Origin of the sequence: Sorangium sp. So ce281 (assembly GCF_051527395.1) — a bacterium.
GTDB classification, from domain to species: Bacteria; Myxococcota_A; Polyangia; order Polyangiales; family Polyangiaceae; genus Sorangium; species Sorangium cellulosum_B.
In genome coordinates this window covers 5,322,317-5,343,414 of sequence record NZ_CP150322.1, presented here as the reverse complement: position 1 = coordinate 5,343,414, position 21,098 = coordinate 5,322,317, and the positions used below count along the sequence as shown (strand labels likewise).

Genomic DNA, 21,098 nt, shown 5'->3' with positions numbered 1-21,098 from the left:
GACGCGCCCTCCCGGCGCGCCGCTTGATCGACGTCCTCCAGCCCTCCGAGAGCCAGCCCACATCGCATGAAGCGCCGCGCTAGCGCGCCGCACTGCCGCGCTCGGTGACGGGCGCGAACGCCGAACTCCGTCCAAGTTGGATGTCTAGCGCACAAATATTGAAAAATATCACCACGGACGAATCGATGTTCCGATTTCGGTGGTGACTCGGGGGCAGCGATCTAGACATAATCCGCCCATGGTGCGCTTGTGCGAGAACACCGTCCGTCCTGCCTGCTTGACGCGAGCAGCGACGGCGGTCCGGCCGAGCGCCCCGGCGAGGTGAGATGCTCTCCGCGACCTGTTCCGTGAGCCAGCCGATCTACGTCGACTCGAGCATCGAGGTGTTCGAAGGGACCTGGGGTGACGAGCGCAAGCCTGCTGTCTTCAAGGTCCTGAAGAGCGAGTTCCCGAGCGCGCGTGAGCTCGCGGCGCTCCGGCACGAGTACAACGTGCTCTGCGCGCTCGACGTCGAGGGCGTCGTCAAGGCCTACGGGCTCGAGAAGCACAGGAACGGCCTCGCGCTCGTGCTCGAGCGGCCGAGCAGGACGACGCTCCACGACCTCCTGCGCGCCGGCCGGCTGGAGCTCAAGGCGGCGTTGACGATCGCCCGCTCGGCGGCCCGGGTCCTCGACGAGTTCCACCGCCACAAGGTGATTCACAAGGACATCAAGCCGCACAACCTCCTCGTCGACCCGGACACGCTCGAGGTCCATTTCGTCGGCTTCGGCATCGCGACGCTCCTCCCGCAGGAGACGCAGCAGGCGATAAGCCCCGAGGCGCTCGAGGGGACGCTCGCGTACATGTCACCGGAGCAGACCGGCCGGATGAACCGCGTGATCGACCGCCGCACCGACCTCTACTCGTTCGGCGTGACCCTCTATCAGATGCTCACCGGCGTCCTGCCGTTCACCGGCAGCGACCCGCTCGATCTCATCCATGGCCACATCGCGCGGACGCCGGTGCCGCCGCCCGAGCAAGTCCCGGGCGTGCCCGACGCGGTGTCCCGGATCGTGATGAAGCTCCTCGAGAAGAACGCGGAGGACCGGTACCAGAGCGCCTTCGGGCTCTTCGCCGATCTCGACGCGTGCCTCCGCCAGCTCTCGAGCTCCGGCGCTGTGGCGCCCTTCGCGCTCGGCCTGCGCGACATCCCCGATACGCTGCGCATCCCGCAGAAGCTCTACGGCCGCGCCGAGGAGGAGCGCGCGCTGCTCGCCGCCTTCGAGCGCGCCGCCGGCGGGGAGGGCGAGCTCCTGCTCGTGTCGGGGTACTCGGGGATGGGCAAGTCGGCCCTGGTGAACGAGATGCGCAGGGCCATCGCCCAGCGAGGCGGCTACTTCACCGCGGGCAAGTTCGAGCAGCTGAACCGCGGGGCGCCGTACGCCTCGCTCGCGCGCGCCTTCCGGGAGCTCCTCCGGCACATCCTCACCGAGCGACCGGAGCAGCTCGCGCGCTGGAGCGCGGCGCTCGGCCGCGCGGTCGGGAGCACCGGCCAGCTCCTCGTCGACCTCATCCCGGAGCTCGAGTGGATCATCGGCCAGCAGCCCCCGGTCCAGCAGCTCCCGCCGGCGGAGGCGCAGGGCCGCTTCCACGCGATCTTCAAGGCGTTCGTCGGCGTCTTCGCGACCGCCGAGCACCCGCTCGTCCTCTTCCTGGACGACCTGCAGTGGGCCGACCCGGCCTCGCTCAAGCTGCTCCAGGTCCTGGCCGCCGATCCAGGGCGCGGCCACCTGCTCCTCCTCGGCGCCTTCCGCGACAACGAGGTGTACGCGGCCCACCCGCTCCGCGTCGCGCTCGACGAGATCGAGAAGGCGGGCGCGCCGCTCCGCGAGCTCAAGCTGCGGCCGCTCGCCCTCGCCGACGTGATCGCGCTGCTCTCGGACGCGCTCTCCGCGGCCCGCGCGGACGTCGAGCCGCTCGCCCGCGTGGTGTTCGACCGGACCCAGAGCAACCCGTTCTTCGTGCGGCAGTTCCTGGGCTCGCTCCACGCGGAGGGCCTGCTCCGCTTCGAGAAGGGCGCCTGGACATGGGATCTCGACGGCATCCGGCGGCGCACGGTCACCGACAACGTCGTCGACTTCATGGCGCGCAAGATCGAGGAGCTCGAGCCCGAGCTCGTCCGCGTCCTCCGGCTCGCGGCCTGCATCGGGCACGAGTTCGACCTGCGCACCCTCGCGGTCATCAGCGAGCGGCCGGCGCACGAGACCGTGGCCGCGCTGTGGAAGATCCTGCAAGAGGGCCTGATCGCGCCCGTGGACGCCGACTACCGCCTCGCGCACGCGACCGACGACGAGGCGCGGACCGGCGTCGACTGGCGCGTCACCTACCGCTTCCTGCACGATCGCGTCCAGCAGGCGGCGTACTCGCTCATCAGCGAGGATCGCAAGCGCGAGGTCCACCTCAGGATCGCGCGGCTCATGCTCGCCAGCTGCGAGGGCGCCGCGCGGGACGAGGCGCTCTTCGACATCGTGAACCACGTCAACATCGCGGCGCCCATCGTGACCTCGGCCGCGGAGCAGGCCACGGCCGCGGCGCTGAACCTCGCCGCCGGCAGGAGGGCCAAGGCCGCCACCGCCTACGAGGCGGCGGCCGGCTATCTCCGCGCGGGGCTCGGGTTTCTGCCCCACGGCGGTTTCGACGACCACTACGAGCTCGCCCTCGCGCTCCACAGGGAGCGCGCCGAGGTCGAGTCGCTGTGCGGCGCCTTCGAGGAGGCCGAGCGGCTCTGCACCGCGGCGCTCGCGCGCGCCCGGACGGCCATGGACAAGGTCGCTGTCCTCCTCGTCCAGGCGAACCAGTACCTGCTCCAGTGGCGCAATCACGAGGCGACCCTGGTCCAGAAGGCCGGCCTCCGGCTGCTCGGCTGTCCGATCCCCGAGGCCCGGGAGGAGGTCGCCGCGCTGCTCGAGCAGGAGCTCCGGGCGGTGCCCGTCCTCCTCGGCGGGCGCAGCATCGAGGAGCTCGCCCGCGCCCCGAGGACGACGAGCCCCGAGCACCCCGTGACGCTGGAGCTGCTCGTGAACCTGTTCTTCGGGGCCTACAACTCGAGCGACCAGACGCTCGCGAACCTCGCCATCGTGAAGATGGTGACGCTCTCGCTGCAGCACGGGAACAGCGATATGTCCGCGTTCGGATACGTCGCGTACGGCATGGTGGTCGGCCCGCTGCTCGGCGAGTACGAGACGGCGTACCGGTTCGGCAAGATGGCCGTCGAGCTCGCAGACCAGCTCGACAACCTCGTGCTCCGGGCCAAGACCTACCACATCTTCTCCGCGGACGTGCACAGCTGGACGCAGCCCCTGCGGAAGGCGGACCCCTATTACGACCGGGTCTACGACCTCGGGCTCCAGGCCGGCGACTGGACGGCCATGGGGTACATGATCAGCCAGAGCGGCTCGGACCGGCTCACTTACGGGATGAACCTCGTGGAGCTCTCGCAGCTCACCGAGACGCACCTCGCGTTCCTGCGGCGCGCCCGCAGCCACGACATCATCGATATCCTCCTCGCGGGCGTGATCCAGCCCCTCCGGTGCCTGCAAGGGCTGACGAGGGGCCGGCTCAGCTTCGACGACGACGGGTTCGACGAGGCGTCCTACGCGGCGAAGCACGGCGGCTCGCCCTACCACATGGGGTGGTTGGTTTACGCCAAGATCCGGAATGCCTACCTGTTCGGCGACAGGGCGAGCTTCGCCGATCTGATGCCGAAGCTCGCCGTGATCGAGAGCGCCTTGCCGACGCACGCCAAGGTGCCCGAGGCGACGTTCTACGCGGGCCTCATGCGGATCGCCGCGTGGGAGAGCGCCGAGGGCGCGGCGCGGCGGGAGCACGAGGAGCAGCTGCTGCGGCTCCTCGGGCGGATGAAGCGCTGGGCCGACGCCGGGCCGGACAACGTGCTTCACAAGCACCTGCTCCTGCTCGCCGAGCAGGCCCGCGTCGAGGGGCGGAGGGCCGAGGCGATGGACCTGTACGAGCGGGGCATCGAGGCCGCGCGGCAGGCCGACTACATCAACAACCAGGCGCTCGGCAACGAGCTTTACGGCAGGTTCTGGCTCGCCCAGGGCAGGGCCGAGTTCGCGCACATCTTCCTGCGCAGGGCGGTTTACCTGTACGACCGCTGGGGGGCGACCGAGAAGGCCAAGGCGCTGCGCGAGGAGCTCGCGCCGGCCGACCCCTCGGCCCTGGGCCAGCCTCTTCCGCTCTCGCCGACCGGCACAGCGCTCCAGGGCCTCGTCGCGGGGGAGAGCTTCGATCTCGCCACGGTCCTCAGCACAGCCCAGGCCATCTCGAGCGCGATCGTGCTCGACAAGGTGATCGAGCAGGTCCTGCGCAGCGTGATCAAGAGCGCCGGGGCGAGCCGGGGGTTCCTCATCCTCGCGCGCGGCGAGGTGCTGACGGTCGAGGCGATGATCGCGGTCGGCCCCGACACGGTGAGCCTGGGCCTCTCGATGCCCCTGGAGGCGCGCCTCGATCTGGCCCGCTCGGTCGTGCATTACGTGGCGCGCTCGCGCGAGGCGCTCGTGATCGGGCGCGCGGACGACGACCCGCGCCTCGCCGGCGATCCGCACGTGATCGCGCGCCGGCCGAAATCGATCCTGGGCTTGCCGCTCCTGCACCAGGGCCGGCTGAGCGGGGTGCTGTACCTGGAGAACCACCTCGCGGAGCACGCGTTCACCGCCGATCGCACCGAGCTCTTGCGCCTCCTGTCCTCGCAGGCGGCGGTGGCGCTCGAGAACGCGCTGCTCTACGCGGACCTCACGGCCGTGAGCGCCGAGCTCCGTGAGGCCAACGAGCGGCTGGAGCAGGAGGTGAGGGAGCGGACCGAGGAGCTCTCTCTGGCCAACGTGCGCCTCTCCGCGCAGAGCGCCGAGCTCCGGGACGCCAACCTGCGCCTGTTGCACGAGCTCGGCGAGCGCGAGCGCGCCGAGGCGGCCCGGGCCGAGCTGCAAGAGGAGGTGATCCGGTTCCAGCGGGCGAAGATCTCCGAGCTGTCGACCCCGCTCGTGCCCATCACGAGCGACGTCATGGTCATGCCGCTCATCGGCACGCTGGACGAGGAGCGCGCGCACGACGTGCTCGAGACCCTGCTCGACGGCGCGACGAGGAGCGGCACCCGCACCGTCATCATCGATGTCACGGGGATCAAGGGGGTCGATCAACGCGTGGCGAACGCCCTGCTCAAGGCGGCGAACGCGCTCCGGCTGCTCGGGGTCCAGGCGGTGCTGACGGGCATCCGCGGCGAGGTCGCGCAGGCGCTCCTCCGGCTCGACATCGACATGTCGCGCATCGTGATCCGGGGGACGCTGCAGAGCGGGATCGCGTACGCCGTCGGCCGATCGGGCGGCATGAGCGTGCCGGGCACGCCGCGCTAGGGGGGGCGAGAGGCGCGCGGCGATCCGCGCGTCGAATCGTGTAGACACGTCTGGAGCGGATCGCGCATCATGAGCTGGCCAGTTGACCGGGGGGTCCTGCTCTGTCGTGGCCCGCGCGGCGGCACGAGGCGCAGGGGCCCGTCGCGCGAGGCGGCTCTTGTCGGGTGGACGGGCGGAGGGGAGAGCGCATGTTGAAGAGCATCGGTCGGTTCATCGTCGGGGTCTGCGTGGCGGCGGGGCTCACGACCCTGGGCTGCGACAATGGCGGCGCGCCGGCGGCGGGGGGGGGCAAGCCGAAGCTCGCCTACATCACGAACGGCGTCGCCCCGTTCTGGACCATCGCCGAGAAGGGCGTCATCGACGGCGCGAAGGAGCATAACGTCGAGGTGAGCGTCGTGATGCCGAGCGACGTGAACGACCAGCTGCACCGGGTCGAGGATCTCCTGATCCGCGGCGTCGACGGCATCGCGATCAGCCCGATCGACGCGGAGAACCAGGTCCCGCTGCTCAACAAGGCGGCCGCGAAGACGAAGCTCATCACGCAGGACTCGGACGCTCCGAAGAGCGATCGCATCGTGTACATCGGCATCGACAACTACGTCGCTGGCCGGATGGCGGGGCAGCTCGTGAAGGAGGCGATCCCCGGCGGCGGCAAGGTGGCCATCCTGGTCGGGCGGCTCGAGGGCGACAACGCCCGCAAGCGCCGTCAAGGCGTGCTCGACGAGCTGCTCGATCGCCAGGACAACAGCGCCGGGAACGACCCGCTCAACCAGGAGCTGAAGGGGGCGAAATACACCATCGTCGCGACCCTGACCGACCAGATCGACGCCGCCAAGGCGAAGAGCAACGCCGAAGACATGATGTCGGCGCACCCGGACCTCGTGGGCCTGATCGGCCTGAACGCGTACCACACGCCGGCCCTGCTCGAGGCGGTGAAGCAGGCGGGGAAGATGAGCTCGATCCAGGTCGTCGGCTTCGACGAGCAGGACGCGACGCTGCGCGCGATCCAGGACGGCGAGGTGGTCGGCACGGTGGTGCAGAATCCGTACATGTACGGCAAGGAGTCGGTGCGCGTGCTCGCGGCGCTCGTGCGGGGGGATAGCTCCGTCGTGCCTCAGGACAAGTTCATCTCCCTGCCGGCCCGGCAGATCCGCAAGAGCAACCTGGACGAGTTCTGGGCCGATCTGAAGCAGAAGGCGGGCAAGCAACAGTGAGCCCGGCGTCGGGCAGCGCGGCGCCCGCGCGGCGCGCGCCCCGGGCCGGCGACGCTCGACGCGCCGACGCGCCGACGCGAATGACAGCCTCCTCGCCTGAACCGGACGCGACGCCGCTGCTCGAGGTGCGCGGTCTGACCAAGCGCTTCCCCGGCGTGCTCGCGCTCGGCGGCGTGCGCCTCGCGCTCGGCCGAGGCGAGGTGCTCGGCATCGTCGGCGAGAACGGCGCTGGCAAGAGCACCCTCATGAAGATCCTCGCCGGCGTCGAGGCGCCCGACGCCGGCGAGATGCTCTTCGACGGGCGCCCTGTCGCGCTCGGCTCCGTCAGGGAGGCGCTCTCCCGCGGGATCGCGCTCATCCACCAGGAGCTCAACCTGGCGGACAACCTCGATGTCGCGGCCAACATCTATCTCGGCCGGGAGCCGCGGCGGGGCGGCTTCATCGACGAGGGCAGGATGGAGCGGGAGGCGCGGGCGATCATGGCGCGGGTCGGCCTCGCGTGCTCGCCGCGCGCGCTCGTCGGCGGCCTGTCGCTCGGGCAGCGTCACCTGGTCGAGATCGCGAAGGCGCTCTCGGCCAACGCGCGGGTGCTCATCATGGATGAGCCCACGTCGTGCCTGTGCCCGCACGAGGCGGAGGCGCTCTTCCAGGTGGTGAGGGAGCTCCGCGCGGGCGGGATCAGCGTCGTGTACATCTCTCACCGCCTCGGCGAGGTGAGGGCGCTCTGCGATCGCGTGCTCGTGCTGCGCGACGGCGAGAACGCGGGCGAGCTCTTGCGCGAGGAAATGAGCCACGAGCGCATCGTGAGGCTGATGGTGGGCCGCGATCTCTCGCAGTTCTATCCGCACGTCCCGAACCCGCCCGGCGAGCCGGTGCTCGAGGTCTCCGGCCTCCGGACGCCGAGGCACCCCGAGCGAGCGCTCTCCTTCACGGTGCGCGCCGGGGAGATCGTCGGCGTGGCCGGGCTCCTCGGCGCGGGGCGCACGTCGCTGCTCCGGACGCTGTTCGGCGTCACGCCGGCGGCCGGAGGCGCCGTCCGCGTGGCCGGGCGGGCGATCTCGCCGCGCGCCCCGCGAGACGCCATCGCCGCCGGGATAGGCCTGGTCCCGGAGGACCGCCAGCAACAGGGCATCATCCTGGAGATGGCGATCCGGGCGAACGTGAGCCTCCCGAGCCTCGGCACGGCGCAGCGCTACGGCGTCCTCGACCGCGCGGGCGAGCGCCGGATGTCGGCGCAGATGATCCGGGAGCTCGGCGTGCGGACGCCGAGCGACGTGCAGCCGGCGCAGCACCTGTCCGGCGGCAACCAGCAGAAGGTCGTCATCGCAAAGTGGCTCTCGATGTCGCCGCGCGTGCTGCTCCTGGACGAGCCGACCCGCGGCATTGACGTCGGCGCAAAGCACGAGATATACCAGCTGATGGAGCGACTGGCAGCGAGCGGCATGGCCACCCTCTTCGTCTCCAGCGACATGGAAGAGGTGATAGGCATGTCCGACCGTGCGCTGGTGATGCACGAGGGGCGCATCGCCGGCGAGCTCGGCCGCGCCGAGCTGAGCGAGGAGGCGATCATGCAGCTCGCGACCGGCAGCGACGCCGCGGCGTGACGCGGCGTGACGCGGCGTGAACACGAACCATCGAGGCCAGAGAGCATGTCTGTGACGACGACACATGACCTCGGGGCGCGCGGCGCCGCGCCGGCTGCGCTGCTCGTGCCCACCACGCGGCGGAAGGTGCTCGGCGTCTTCTGGCTCCTCCTCGCGGTGTCGCTCGGCACCGCGCTCATGAACGGGAGGTTCCTCCTCGCGGAGAACCTCGAGAACCTGATCCGGAGGACGGCGCTGTTCGGCATCCTCAGCATCGGGGCGGGCTTCGTGATCATCACGGGCGGCATCGATCTGTCGATCGGCTCGGTCGTGGCGCTCGCCGGCTGCATGCTGCCGTGGCTCCTCTCGGTGCAGCACTGGCCGGCCTCGCTGGCGGTGCCCGTGCTGCTCGGCATCTCCCTCTGCATCGGGCTCGCGCACGGGCTGCTCATCACGAAGCTCCGGCTCCAGCCGTTCGTGGTCACGCTCTGCGGGCTCCTGCTCTACCGGGGCACCGCGCGCGGGATCTCCGGCGATCAGACGCAGGGGTTCGGCGTCGGGTTCGAGTCGCTGCGCTACCTGTCGGTCGGCAGCCCGCTCTCGGTCCCCGTGCCGTTCCTCTCGTGGATCTCCGAGGGGCGCTTCAGCCCCTACGCGGTGCACCCGTTCACCGGCGTGAAGACGCGGCTCGCGCCGATCACGTGGATCGACATTCCGATGCCGTTCCTCTTGTTCCTCGCGATCGCGGTGGCGGCGTCGATCTTCCTGAACCGCACCGTCTACGGCCGCTACCTGATGGCGCTGGGCCGCAACGAGCAGGCGGCCCGCTACAGCGGGGTCGACACCGACAGGATGACGATCCTCGCGTATGTCCTCTGCTCGGTGCTCGCCTGCTTCGGGGGCATGCTGTTCGCGCTGGAGGTCAACTCGGCCCAGCCGGTCGATTTCGGCAATTTCTACGAGCTGTATGCGATCGCCGCGGCCGTGCTGGGCGGCTTCAGCCTGCGCGGCGGCGAGGGCGCGGTCCTGGGCGTCATCCTGGGCACCGCCCTCATGCAGGTGCTGCGCAACGCCATCAACATGCTGGGCGTCCCGACCCAGATCGAGTTCGCGGTCATCGGCGCCGTCATCCTGATCGGCGTCATCGCGGACGAGGTGGTCAGGCGCTACGCGGCGGCGAGGCGCAAGGTGGTTGGCGCGTGAGCTGATGAGCTCGCGGCGGCGAGGCCGACGCCGCGCTCCGCCGAGCCCGCGACGGGAGCTGCGCTGTTCGCGTCGATCGCCCCACCGCGTGATGGTTTCGGTGCTCGTGGATCCGCGTCGACACGGCGCATAGAGCGCAGCGTCGCTGTCCTTGCCAGGAGCTCGGCATGGCGGCGCGCAGGTGCGCGCAAGCGCGCGAAGATCGCGTGCTACGCTGCACCATTGCTGGCGTCCCACGCGGAGCCGGAGCGACGTGAGCGCAGGGGGCCCGGCCCGCGATCCGCACGCACCACGTAAAAACATCAACCAAGTCGCTAGCTTACGGTAGCCGTGGAGCGGTCTTCACGCGACGGCCACCCGATGGAAGGGGAATGGCGTGATGCTGAAGCACATTTCTTGTGACACTGCAATTGTTTGCCTGACACTCGGGCTCGCGGGCTGCGCGCTCGACACGGATGCAGAGGAGCCGATGGCCGGGGAGTCCGCGGTCCCGTTCCCGTTCGGCGCCGCCGACAGGGCACCGTCGAAGGCAGAGGCCCTGAAGGCGCTCGGCGCCGGCATTGCCGCCAAGGGGGTCGGGGTACCCTCTGTGTGGGGACCTGCGGAGAAGTCCTTCCTCGGCACCTCGACGACCGCGGCCTCGCGGGTCTACTTCACCGGTCATCGCGGCATCGTGTCCGAGGTGTTCTATCCGGTGCTCGACACAGTGAACACCGTCGATCTGCAGTTCCTGGTGGGGGACACGGCGAAGACCTTCGTCGACGAGGAGAAGCAGCAGAGCTTCACCGTGACCCAGCCGGACAAGCGGTCCATGCGCTGGCAGGCGACGACGACGAACAGCGCCCACAGCTGGCGGATCACCAAGACCGTCTTCACCGATCCGGGGCGCCACGCGTTGATCCAGCGCGTCCGGTTCGACGCCCTGGGCGGCAGGAACGTCACCCAGTTCAACCTCTACCTGCTCCACAACCCGGCGATGGACAACTCCGGGGCCGGCGACACGTCGAGGACCGTGGAGGCAGGGGGGCGCACGCTGCTCGTCGCCTCGGAGAACAGCCGCGCCTCGGCGCTCGCCGCGTCGCGCCCATGGAAGGTGGTGAGCGGCGCGCCGATGGTGTCGAGCGGCTTCGTCGGCGAGTCGGACGGCTGGACCGACCTCCTCGGCGGGAACGTCGACAGGACCATGACCTGGCGAAACGACCTGGCGAGCGGCGGCAATGTGGCGCAGATGGGCTGGATCGACCTCGGCGCGAGCGCCGTCACCAGCGTCTCGTTCGACGTCGTGCTCGGCTTCGGCGCGACCGAGGCCGAGGCGGCCTCCACCGCGAACGCGACGCTCGGCGGCAACCCGAGCACGCTGCAAACCACCTACGACAACGGGTGGAAGACCTACGCCGCCGGGCTCAGCAGCCAGAGCGCCACCGCCGACGACCAGTATTACCTCGCGGCGATGTCGCTCAAGGCGATCCAGGACAAGTCGAACGGCGCCATGATCGCGGGGATGGGCACGCCATGGGGCGAGACCAACGGCGACGGCAATAGCGGCGGCTACCACCTGGTCTGGCCGCGCGATCTGTTCAAGTTCGCCAGCGCGCTGGTGACGGCCGGCGACACCGCGAGCGGGACCGCGGTGGTCAACTACCTGTTCAACACCCTGCAGCAGTCGAGCGACTGCGGCGCCGCCGAGTACGACGCGCCGGGCTGCCCGCAGGGCTACAGCCGCGTCGGCCGCTTCCCGCAGAACGCCTGGGTCAGCGGCTGGCAGTACTGGCAAGGCACGCAGATGGATGAGCAGGCGATGCCGATCCTCCTCGCGTGGCGGCTCGGACCTTCCGTCTACAACCCGCTGTGGACGAAGATCAAGAGGACCGCCGACTACATCGTCAACACCGGCCCATGGACCCAGCAGGAGCGCTGGGAGGAGAACGCCGGGTACTCGCCGTCGACCATCGCGGCGGAGATCGCGGGCCTCGTCTGCGCCGCGACGATCGCCCGCGCGAACGGCGACACCGCCAGCGCGGCGCGCTACATGGCCGCCGCCGACTATTGGCAGCAGAGCGTCGACCGCTGGACGTTCACGACCACGGGGTACCACGGCGACGGCCGGTATTACATCCGCATCAACCCCTCCGCGCGGGGCAACACGGGCAGCGGGCCGCAGGTGTACAACCCGGTGTCCGGGCCGGACGCGGCGGTCACCTTCACGATCGGCAACGGCGGCGGCACGCACGACCAGCGGTACATCGTCGACGGCGGGTTCCTCGAGCTCGTGCGGATGGGGGTGAAGCGGGCCGACGATCCCTCGATCGTCGCGACGCTGCCCGAGTACGACGCCATCCTGAAGCGGACCATCGCCGGCAAGGGCGACGCGTGGTTCCGCTACAACTACGATGGATACGGCGAGAAGAACGACGGCGGCAACTTCGACGGAAACGGCGGCCGGGGCCGGCTGTGGCCCATCTTCACGGCCGAGCGCGGCATGTTCAAGATCGCCAGCACGGGTGTCGGCGCCGACGGCAACCCCTACCTGACCGCGGTGAAGGCGCTCTCGACGCCGCAGGGCTTCATCCCGGAGCAGGTGTGGAGCGAGACGACGGACGTCACCGGCTGGTCCGTCCAGAAGCCGGCGAACGTCGCGGCGGGCACCCCGACGCGGTCGATGAGCCCCCTGAACTGGGCGATGGGAGAGTACATCAGCCTGGTGGCGTCGATCCGGGCGGGCAGGGTCGTCGATATCCCCTCGGTGGTCTGCGGCCGCTACAACGCGTGTGTGGTGCCGCCCGCGTCCGGCGAGGTCGGCGTCGCTGTCAACGTCACCGCGACCACCGTGGTCGGCCAGCACATGTACGTCACTGGCAACACCGCGGCGCTCGGCAGCTGGAACACCGATCTCGGCGTCCCGGTCGATCCGCGCAGTTACCCCGTGTGGACGAACCGCGTCAACCTGCCGGCCAGCAGCGCGCTCCAGTACAAGTACTATCGCAAGAACGCCGACGGCACCGTGACCTGGGAGACCCTCCCGGGCGGCGGCAACCGCACGATGAGCACGCCCGCGTCCGGCGGGGCGCTCACGCTCAACGACACCGTGAGCTGGTAAGTGGTCATCAGCCAAGCGCGGCGCGCGGGCGAGCCTACGCTGTGGGGCGCTCGGGCGCGCCGGCGCGCCCGGCCTTCAGCGGGAGCGTGAAGAACACCCGCGTTCCCCGGCCGAGCTCGCTCTCCACGCGGATCGTGCCGCCGTGGCGCTCGACGAGGTTCTTGCAGATCGACAGGCCGAGCCCCGTGCTCTTCTCGCCGCCGGTCGACCGGGTGCTCGTCCTCCGGAACTTGCGGAACAGGCCGCTGATCTCGTCCGGGCGAATGCCCAGGCCCTGATCCTCGATCATCACCTCGACCGCCTGACCGAGCCTCCGCGCGCGCACCGTCACCGTCGTGCCCGGATGAGAGAACTTGAACGCGTTGCTGAGCAGGTTGCTCAGGACCTGCTCGATCCGCGCGACGTCGCAGCAGACGAGCGGGAGATCCGCGGGCAGGTCGACGTGCACCGCGATCCCCTTCCGGCCGGCGCCGTGCTCGTTCAGGGAGACCGCCGCCATGAGGATGCCTCGCAGGTCGGCCTCCTGCAGGCGAAGCCCGCCGTTTTCGTGCTCCAGCGTCGTGATGTCGAGCAGGTCCTCGAGCAGCTGCAGCGCGAACTCGGCGTTGTCCTGGATCTTCACGGCGTAGCGCCGCGTGTCCTCGGGCCCCACGCCGGCGCCGGCCAGCTGCATCTTCGAGAACCACTGGATCGCCGCGATCGGATTGCGCAGATCGTGCGCGGCGATGCCCATGAGCTCATGGGTCCTCTGGGTCACCTCGGCGAGGTGCTGGTTCTCGAGGTGGAGCGCGTCGGCGCTCGCCTTGAGGCTCGAGAGGAGCCGCTGGCAGCGGCTGATGCGCTCGTGCTGCGCGAACGCGTCGCTCACGACGCCGGCGAGCTCCGGCGGATCCCATGGCTTGGAGATGAACCGGTACACGCCGCCCTCGTTGATGGCCTGGATGGCGGCGCTCGTGTCCGCGTAGGCGGTCATGAGGAGGCGGACGGTCTCCGGGAATTCGGCCCTGAGCCTCGCGTAGAACTCCGTGCCCGTCGTGCCAGGCATCCGCTGGTCGCTGAGGACGACAGAAATGGGCCGCTCGCGCAAGATCGCGTGGCCCTGCTCGGCGCTCTCCGCGATGAGGACATCGTAGTCACGCCGGAGCTCGCGGCGGAGCGCCTTCAAGGTCTCGGGCTCGTCGTCGACGATGAGCAGCGCGCGCCGCTCGCCGGAGGCGCGCGTCATCGGTCGGGCTCCTTCGGCAGCGTGATCGTGAAGGTGCTGCCCTCCCCGGGGGTCGATCGGACGGTGATCGTGCCGCCGTGCCGATCGACGACGATCTTGTGCGAGATGGTCAGGCCCAGCCCCGTGCCCTGCCCGACAGGCTTGGTCGTGAAGAACGGATCGAAGATCCGGCCGAGGACATCACAGGGTATCCCGGCGCCGTTGTCCTCGAACTCCAGGACGACCCGGCGCGCTTCGTCGCGCTCGCGGATCACGATGCGACCGTTCCCCCGGCCCCGGCACTCGACCGCCTGGGCCGCGTTGATGAGCAGGTTCAGGAACACCTGGCTGAGCTCCGCCGGCTTGCAGCGCAGCTTCGGCAGCTCGGCCCACTCGACCGTCACCTGGACGCCGCCGTCCTTCAGCGCCGGGCCCGCGATCGCGAGGGTGCTCTCCAGGCACTCCTTCAGGTCACAGCGCTCCTCCTCCGCCCGGTCGATCCGCGTGAAGGTCCTGAGGTCCTCGACGATCTTCTGCACGCGCGCGAGGCCGCCCAGCGTGCCTTTCACGAGATCCCCCGTGTCCTCGCGCAGAAAGTCGGGCTCGACCTCGGCGCGGAGCGCCTCGGCGAGGCCCTTCACGTCGTCCGAGCCCGCGCTGACGGCGGCCCGCTCGAGCGCCTCGTAAGCGGCGAACAGCCGATCGAGCGACTCTGCCAGGGTGTGCACGTTGCTGCGGACGAAGGCGAGCGGGTTGTTGATCTCGTGGGCCACGCCGGCGGCGAGCTTGCCGAGCGCGTTCATCTTCTCGGAGTGGACGAGCATCGATTGCGTGGCGCGCAGCTGCTCGAGCGACCGCTCGAGCTCCTTCTGCTCGGACACGAGCCGCCGCTGGAGGCTCGTGATCCGCGAGTTGAGCGCGGACACCTCGGCGACGACGCGCTCGAGCTCGATGACGTCGAACTCGGCGAGGAGCAGCAGGTCGTGGCCGAGCCGCCAGACCTCTCCCCGGAGGCTGTGCGCGACGGACCGGAGATCCCCGAAGTGCAGCAGGCCGCGGTAGATCGGCTCCTCGGCGCCGCGCCCGGCCGCGGCGAGCTGCGCGAAGCTCGGGCTGACGAGGCGAGCCTCGGCGCGACCCGGCCCGCCCGCCCCCCCGAGCAGCCGGCGCATGCCGTGGTTGGTGAGCCGCGGCGCGCCGTCCGGCGCGAACACGCCGATCGCGAGCGCGGTCGAGGCCATGAGGAAAGCGGCGGCGAGCTCTGCGACCGGATCGCCGAGCTCGTGTCCGGGCGGCGGGGCCACGAGCGGCGCGCCCTCGTTTTCTCCTGCGCTTTGCGTGCTGCGCGGTTCCATCGGCGTCATCGGAATCCGAGCCTCTCCCTCGCTCGCGGCGGAGGCGATCTGTCTTTGGCAGGCCGGCGCGGAGCTCGCTGTGCGAAACGCACCCCGCGGGGCCGGCGGTCGAAGGCGCGGAGCGGCGTCATGCGCTCCGCGCCGCGAGGAGCTGCTCCGCCGTGCGGACGGCCCGCTCTGCGCTCGGCGCCGAGCCGTCGGCCCCGAGCTGCCTCCAGAGGTCCTCGACGACGCGGAACGGCTGGCCGCCGACCAGGACGACGACGCCCCTGCACCGATCGTCGCCGCGCGCCGCGGTGATCACCTGGCGGACGCTCGACAGCTGATCGCTGAGCGCGGCCGAGACCGCGAGGACGTCGGCCTTCCGCTGGACGACCTCCTGGATCACGTGCTCGGCGGGCGTGCTGGCCCCGAGATAGAAGGTGTCCCACCCCGCCATTTCGAAGAAATCGGCGACGAAGCGCGCGCCGAGCTCGTGGAGGTTCCCGTCCACGGCGGTGGCCACGAGGCGACGGCCGGCGCGATCGGCGCTGACGACGAGCGGATAGAGCTGGCCGAGGATCATCTGCGTGACCGCCGTGCAGTAGTGCTCGCCGGCGATGCTGAGCTGACGGAGCTGCCAGCGCCGGCCCACCTCGTACTGGCACGGCTCCAGCACGTGAGCATAGATGTCCTTGATCGGCGCGCCAGCGTCGAGCGCCTCCCGGATGACCCGCACCGCTCGCCTCCGGTCCCGCTCGAGCAGCGCGTCGAGGTAGCTGCACGCGACGGCGCCGAGCGGCGCCTCCGGGCGGACGAAGCTGGGATTCTCGGCGCGCATCGAGGTGAGCCGCTCGAGCGCCGCCGCCAGGTACCGCCGCGGCGCCTCGGCGAGGCGCTCCGGCAGCGTGAGCTCGAGGACGTCGCCGAGCGCGCGGAGGTAGCCCACGAGCTCGGCGGGGTCGAGGCCGTGCTGCACCAGCCGCGTCTGTGCCCACTCCGCATAGGCGCTGAAGAGCTCCGGCGACCCGTGGTCGAGCGCCGCGGCGAGCTGCGCGACGTGGCGCCTGGCGTCGTCGAGGCAGAGGGCGCGCTTCGCGCCGGCGGCGAGCGCGTCCGCCGGGCGCCGCATGAAGCTGAGCGCGACGCTCATCGGCGCGACGCGCGCCGCCGAGCGCTCGACGGCCTCCGCCGCCGAGCCGGCCTCGCCGGCGGCGCACGGGGGCTCGGGGATGGCCGCCAGCGCGGCCGGCGTCACGAGGGGCGAGGCCCAGAGGCGCTCCCGGCCCGCGGCGAGCGCGTCCTGCGCCAGCGAGGAGAGCGCCGGATCGAGCTGCTCGCCGATGCTCTCGCTCAGCGCGTCGAGCGCGGCGCCGAGCGCGCGCCGGGGCACCCCGAGCGCCTCGAGGAACACCGCCGTGAACGCGCAGTACTCGCAGAGCTGCCGGGCGCCCTCCGCGCGGAGCGCCGCCGCGAGGGCGTCGATGTGCGCCGCGAGGTCCACGTGGCAGCGCGAGAGCGCCTCGCGCTCGCCGCGCGCTCCGAAGGCGCGCGGCGCGACGGACGCGGCCTCGAGGCGGGCGAGCGCGGCGTCCCTCAACGATTCACGGCGAACGACGAGCTCATCGGCCGCCCTGTCACGCTCTGTGGTCACCATGCCCGCAGTTGTGGTGACGCGCCATCGTCGCCGCACGCGCGATATCGCACGGGCCCGCCCGACGCCCCTCCGGCGGGCGGACGCCGCCGGAGCGTCGTCGCGCGCCGCGGGTCGAGGGCGAGCGGACCCGGCAGGCTTGAGCCGGCGCCGTGCTTCGAGCTACCGTCTCTCCCGCGTCTCAAGAGAGCGTCGTCGCCCGGCGCGGGAGCTGAAGAACGATGTCAATCTCGTTGGTGCGGAACGCCTACGGCAAATCGAGGGTACGGCTCGTGAAGGTCCGCCGCGCGGGCGCGCGGCACGAGCTCACCGACGTCCAGGTCGATGTCCAGCTGGAGGGCGAGTTCGACGACGCTTACACGAAGGGTGACAACAGCAAGGTGCTGCCCACGGACACGATGAAGAACACCGTGTACGCGCTCGCCAAGGGCCACCCGGTCGAGCCGATCGAGGACTTCGGCGTCCTGCTCGCCGAACACTTCCTCGGCAAGCCGCACGCCCGGCGGGCGAGGGTCGCCATCGCGGAGAACGTCTGGTCTCGCGTCGACGCGGGCGGCTCGCCGCACCCTCACGCCTTCCTCCGCGCGGCAGCGGAGCGGCGGACCGCGGAGATCTCCGCGGCTCCCGGCGCGGTCGAGATCACGTCCGGCATCGCGGATCTCCTCGTCCTCAAGACCGCCGGCTCGGCGTTCTCGGGCTTCCCGCGCGACGAGTACACGACGCTCAAGGAGACCGGGGACCGCATCCTCTCGACGCTCATGGTGGCTCGCTGGCGCGCGGCCGGCCGCGACCCGGCGCCGACGGCGACGTGGGAGCGCGCCCGCCGCGCCCTGATCGAGACGTTCGCAGAGCGACACAGCCTCTCGGTGCAGCACACCATTCATGACCTGGGGGAGGCGGTGCTCGCCGCCTGTCCTGCCATCGACGAGGTGAGCCTCTCGCTCCCCAACAAGCACTGCCTGCTCGTCGATCTCGCACCCTTCGGGCTCACCAACGACAACGAGATCTTCGTCCCGGTCGACGAGCCGCACGGGCTCATCGAGGCCACGATGAAACGAGGGAGCTGACCGCCGGGCGTGGCCGTTTTTCTCGACATTCCGACGAGGTGCCCGGTACAGTGCGGCGCATGGACCAGGTGGCCGGCCCGGACGAGCTCGAGATCGCGACGAGCTACATGAACGCGGTCCTCAACGGACCGTTCATCGCCGTGGAGTGCACGGGCGACGTCGGGGCTCTCGAGATCGCCGCGTGGAGCGCCGGGGCGGAGCGGCTGCTGGGTTATACCGGGGACGAGGTGATTGGTCGCCGCCTCGCGGACACGGCGTTAAGCAGCGCCGACGCCGACCTCTGGCGACGCCTCTGCGACGGGCAGGGCGGCGCGCAGGTCTCCGCCGAGCACCGGCGGAAGGACGGGCGGGTCGTCGCGTGTGCGTGGGTGCACGAGCCGATGCGCGGCGCCGACGGCCAGGTGGTGCGCAGGCTCTTCATCGGGCAGGACGTGACCGACCGCGGCCGCCTGGCGGACGCGTCGCGGGACGACTCGATCATCCTGCGCGCCATCCTCGATCACGTCCCGATAGCCGCGTGCAAGTACGATCGCGATGGGGTGTTCACCCATCATGACGGCAAGGGGCTCGAGAACTCGGGCGTGGAGCCCGGGGCGCTCATCGGCAAGAACGTCTTCGACCTCTACGAGTCCAACCCGGAGGCCGTGGACGGGATGCGGCGCGTGTTTGCGGGAGAGGTCGTGGACAATCAGGTCGAGGCCCACGGCATCACCTGGCGGTCCTGGCTGCTCCCCATCTTCGACGAGCGCGGCGCGCAGAACGGCGCGGTGTCCGTGACGTTCGACATCACGGACGTGAAGCGCAAGGAGGTCGAGCTCCAGGCGAGGCTCGACATGATCCAGGCCCAGCAGCAGGTGATTCGCGCGCTCTCGACGCCCATCATCGAGGTCTGGGATCGCGTGCTGACGCTCCCGATGGTCGGCGTCGTCGACAGCGTGAGGACCTCCGAGGTGATGGACAGCCTCCTCGACGCGATCTCGACCAAGGGGGCGCGCTTCGCGATCCTCGATCTGACCGGGGTCGACGCCGTCGACACGAAGACGGCGAGCTACCTCATCGAGATGGTCCGCGCGATACGGCTCCTCGGCGCGGAGGGCGTGATCACGGGTATCCGCTCGAACGTGGCGCAGACGATGATCGCGCTCGGGGTCGATCTCTCGGGGATCATCACGATGGGCAACCTCCGCGCCGGCCTCAAGCTCTGCATCCAGCGGATGAACCGCGCCGACGCCGCCGCGGCCGACGGCGCGCGGCGGGCCGAGCCACGTTGATCGGAGCGTCGAGGGCTTGATCGAGCTCGGCGCCGGACCGATCAATTGACAGGAGGCGGCGCGCCGCCTGATCGAGCTCCGAGCACCTCGACCGCGCCCTCCGACGACAGCAAGATCTGCGGGTTGGCCTGCGCCGGCGAGATCACGTTGAGCACGCCCCTCGCGCGCACGCGCAGGCCTGGTTTGATGAGCTTGTTGCGCGCGTCCACAGGGGCGCCGGGGTGCGCCGCCCAGCCCCGCGCGAGCTTGTCGCGGATCGCCTTGAAGAGCTCCGGATCGGTGAAATTGACGAGCGTATACTCGCGCTCCACGCGATCCCTGTCGACGACGCGCAGCGCCCAGATGTCGAATTTGATTTGCGGGCTCTTCGGGAAGAGCACGAGATCGCCCTCCAGCTCGATCGGATGGCCATGACCGGCCTGCACGCGCTCCAGCACCTCGATCGGCGTCGAGACGGCCGGATCGAGCCGCAGGTGGATCGGGCGATCGGGGTGCTCGGCGATCACGTAATGCAACCGGATCTTGTCATTGCGCCACAGGTCCCGGACGTGCTCCGGGCGGGTGACGAAGACCGGCACCACCTTGTCTGCGAGCTCGACCACGAGGACCTTGCCGTCGGCGTCGACGCCGTGCACACGACCCACGAGCTCGCGCCCCCCGAGGAGCGCGGCGTGCGTGGTCGTGTCGTGCGCATACGATGGCGCGTCCACGCCGGAGGAAAACCGCGTGATCACCTCGATGCGGCGCACGCGGACATGGCGCTGGGGGCCCTTCTTCTCGAGGCTGCCGAACACGCGCAGCCGGTCATGCCGCTGGAGCCCGCCGAGCTCCCGCGCGACCTCCGGCGACCCCGGGATCATCGGAAAGTCAGCGTAACGGAAGAAATCGTGCGGGAGCCGGTAGGTGAATACGAAGAGACCGGACGCAGGCGCCGCGCCGTGCATCCATCCATCGAGCCCGTGGCCGGCGAGCGCCGCGGCGATACCGGCATCATCGTCCGGGTCAACCACGGCCGACGGATCGCGCGGGGTCGGCGTCGCGTGATGGATCGGAGTGGCGCGCGCGGGCAGCGCGGCCGGAGCCCGTGTCGGCGGGGGATGGCAGCCGGACGGAACGACCAGGAGGGCGAGCAGCCAGCCGAGCACCGCGACCACGCGTTGACCCATGCGCCAGCATAGCAGGTGCGGAGTCGAACCTGCACGGAGGCCGTCGAGCGCCTGAGCGGCGCTATCGCGCGCTCCGGTCGAATCGCGCCCGCAACGCGATCCACACGAACGTTGGAGGCTCCTGTGGACGCCCTGGAGCGGCCTCTCGCGCTGGAGCTGGCCAGGGTGCCGTAGTCGGACGTCGCCACGCGCAGCGGAGACGGTTCGTCCTCGCGCATCTGGCGGATCATGGGATCGAAGACCGCGCGCAGCGCCGGCAGAGCGCTCCACGTCGGGCTGGAGCGCGAGCGCCATGGGCGTCGCAGCTCGCGCGCTTCGGCTCGCGCCCGCGTCCGATCCACCTGACCCCCGTTCACGGCGATCACGCCGCCGGCCTCGGCGAGCTCCCCCGCGGGGTGGAGATCGTGACTGGCAAGGGCGAGCTCATCCGTGCCCACCCGAGCCTGCGCGTCGTCCACGGGCACGAGGCGCCCCAGGTGATCTGCGATGTCTCCCCCGCGCCGTGACGCCGCGAGGCGCGCGGCGCGCGTGACGTCGCTGATCAAAATTGGAGAGCGTTCGGCGGTTCGTGATCAATACGCGCCGGAGCGGGAATTCTTCCAATGACTACTCGTGTGCGCGGCGTGGGTGGCCTGGAGAGGTGCGACGGAGTCGCGCTCTCGCCTCGCTATTTAGGCCGCAGTGCGCCCGGTTCTGCTGCTCTAACGCGGCGCGTACCGCGTCAAGTGACGGCCAGTCGGTCCATAATATGACGGGAGTGGAGTCTTCGGGCAGTATCAGACTTCGCCAGCGGATGGTCCGTTGTTGACCGCTGTCCGGCAATTGAACGTGGATTTCGCGCCCACGGGGCACGAGTGGGCCGACGGCGACGCGCGAGCGGCGTTCCACCGACGAATG

The 21,098-nt window shown here is 70.5% G+C and carries 11 protein-coding genes; 7 read left to right on the top strand and 4 right to left on the bottom strand.

All coding sequences use genetic code 11. From position 1 onward, the window contains the following. Positions 1-347 precede the first annotated feature (347 nt). From WMF27_RS20180 to WMF27_RS20160, 5 genes are all read left to right on the top strand, one after another. On the top strand, positions 348-5,408 hold the full coding sequence (locus WMF27_RS20180) for an AAA family ATPase (RefSeq protein WP_437767266.1): 5,061 nt from the start codon (positions 348-350) through the stop codon (positions 5,406-5,408). 188 nt (positions 5,409-5,596) lie between these two features. After that, a complete protein-coding gene (locus WMF27_RS20175) occupies positions 5,597-6,622 on the top strand; it encodes a sugar-binding protein (protein WP_437767267.1) in 1,026 nt (341 codons plus the stop codon). 80 nt (positions 6,623-6,702) lie between these two features. Further along, positions 6,703-8,226 carry a sugar ABC transporter ATP-binding protein gene (locus WMF27_RS20170; RefSeq protein ID WP_437767268.1) on the top strand — a complete coding sequence of 508 codons (1,524 nt, stop codon included), beginning with the start codon at positions 6,703-6,705 and terminating at the stop codon, positions 8,224-8,226. Positions 8,227-8,271: 45 nt separating this feature from the next. After that, a complete protein-coding gene (locus tag WMF27_RS20165) occupies positions 8,272-9,408 on the top strand; it encodes an ABC transporter permease (RefSeq protein ID WP_437767269.1) in 1,137 nt (378 codons plus the stop codon). Between the two features lie 469 nt (positions 9,409-9,877). Beyond that, positions 9,878-12,505 carry a glycoside hydrolase family 15 protein gene (locus tag WMF27_RS20160; RefSeq protein ID WP_437769829.1) on the top strand — a complete coding sequence of 876 codons (2,628 nt, stop codon included), beginning with the start codon at positions 9,878-9,880 and terminating at the stop codon, positions 12,503-12,505. 34 nt (positions 12,506-12,539) lie between these two features. Here the strand turns inward: WMF27_RS20160 and WMF27_RS20155 are convergent, their stop codons facing one another. The 3 genes from WMF27_RS20155 to WMF27_RS20145 all read right to left on the bottom strand — a co-directional run bounded on the left by WMF27_RS20155 (position 12,540) and on the right by WMF27_RS20145 (position 16,700). Continuing rightward, positions 12,540-13,730 carry an ATP-binding protein gene (locus WMF27_RS20155; RefSeq protein WP_437767270.1) on the bottom strand — a complete coding sequence of 397 codons (1,191 nt, stop codon included), beginning with the start codon at positions 13,728-13,730 and terminating at the stop codon, positions 12,540-12,542. Then, the gene (locus WMF27_RS20150; protein ID WP_437767271.1) at positions 13,727-15,073 is read right to left on the bottom strand and encodes a sensor histidine kinase; all 1,347 of its coding nucleotides are present in this window, start codon (positions 15,071-15,073) and stop codon (positions 13,727-13,729) included. Before WMF27_RS20150 ends, WMF27_RS20155 begins: the two co-directional genes overlap by 4 nt. 118 nt (positions 15,074-15,191) lie before the next feature. Further along, the gene (locus tag WMF27_RS20145; RefSeq protein ID WP_437767272.1) at positions 15,192-16,700 is read right to left on the bottom strand and encodes a cobalamin-dependent protein; all 1,509 of its coding nucleotides are present in this window, start codon (positions 16,698-16,700) and stop codon (positions 15,192-15,194) included. Between the two features lie 218 nt (positions 16,701-16,918). On the opposite strand from WMF27_RS20145, the gene pucL reads away from it, so the two are divergent. Both pucL and WMF27_RS20135 read left to right on the top strand, forming a co-directional pair. Continuing rightward, complete coding sequence (gene pucL, locus WMF27_RS20140) at positions 16,919-17,764, top strand: factor-independent urate hydroxylase (protein WP_437767273.1); 846 nt, start codon at positions 16,919-16,921, stop codon at positions 17,762-17,764. A gap of 59 nt (positions 17,765-17,823) precedes the next feature. Then, positions 17,824-19,035 carry a PAS domain S-box protein gene (locus tag WMF27_RS20135; RefSeq protein WP_437767274.1) on the top strand — a complete coding sequence of 404 codons (1,212 nt, stop codon included), beginning with the start codon at positions 17,824-17,826 and terminating at the stop codon, positions 19,033-19,035. 41 nt (positions 19,036-19,076) lie between these two features. On the opposite strand, the gene WMF27_RS20130 is transcribed toward WMF27_RS20135, so the two are convergent. Next, positions 19,077-20,201: a hypothetical protein gene (locus tag WMF27_RS20130; protein WP_437767275.1), complete on the bottom strand. Its 1,125-nt coding sequence runs from the start codon at positions 20,199-20,201 to the stop codon at positions 19,077-19,079. Positions 20,202-21,098: the final 897 nt, after the last annotated feature.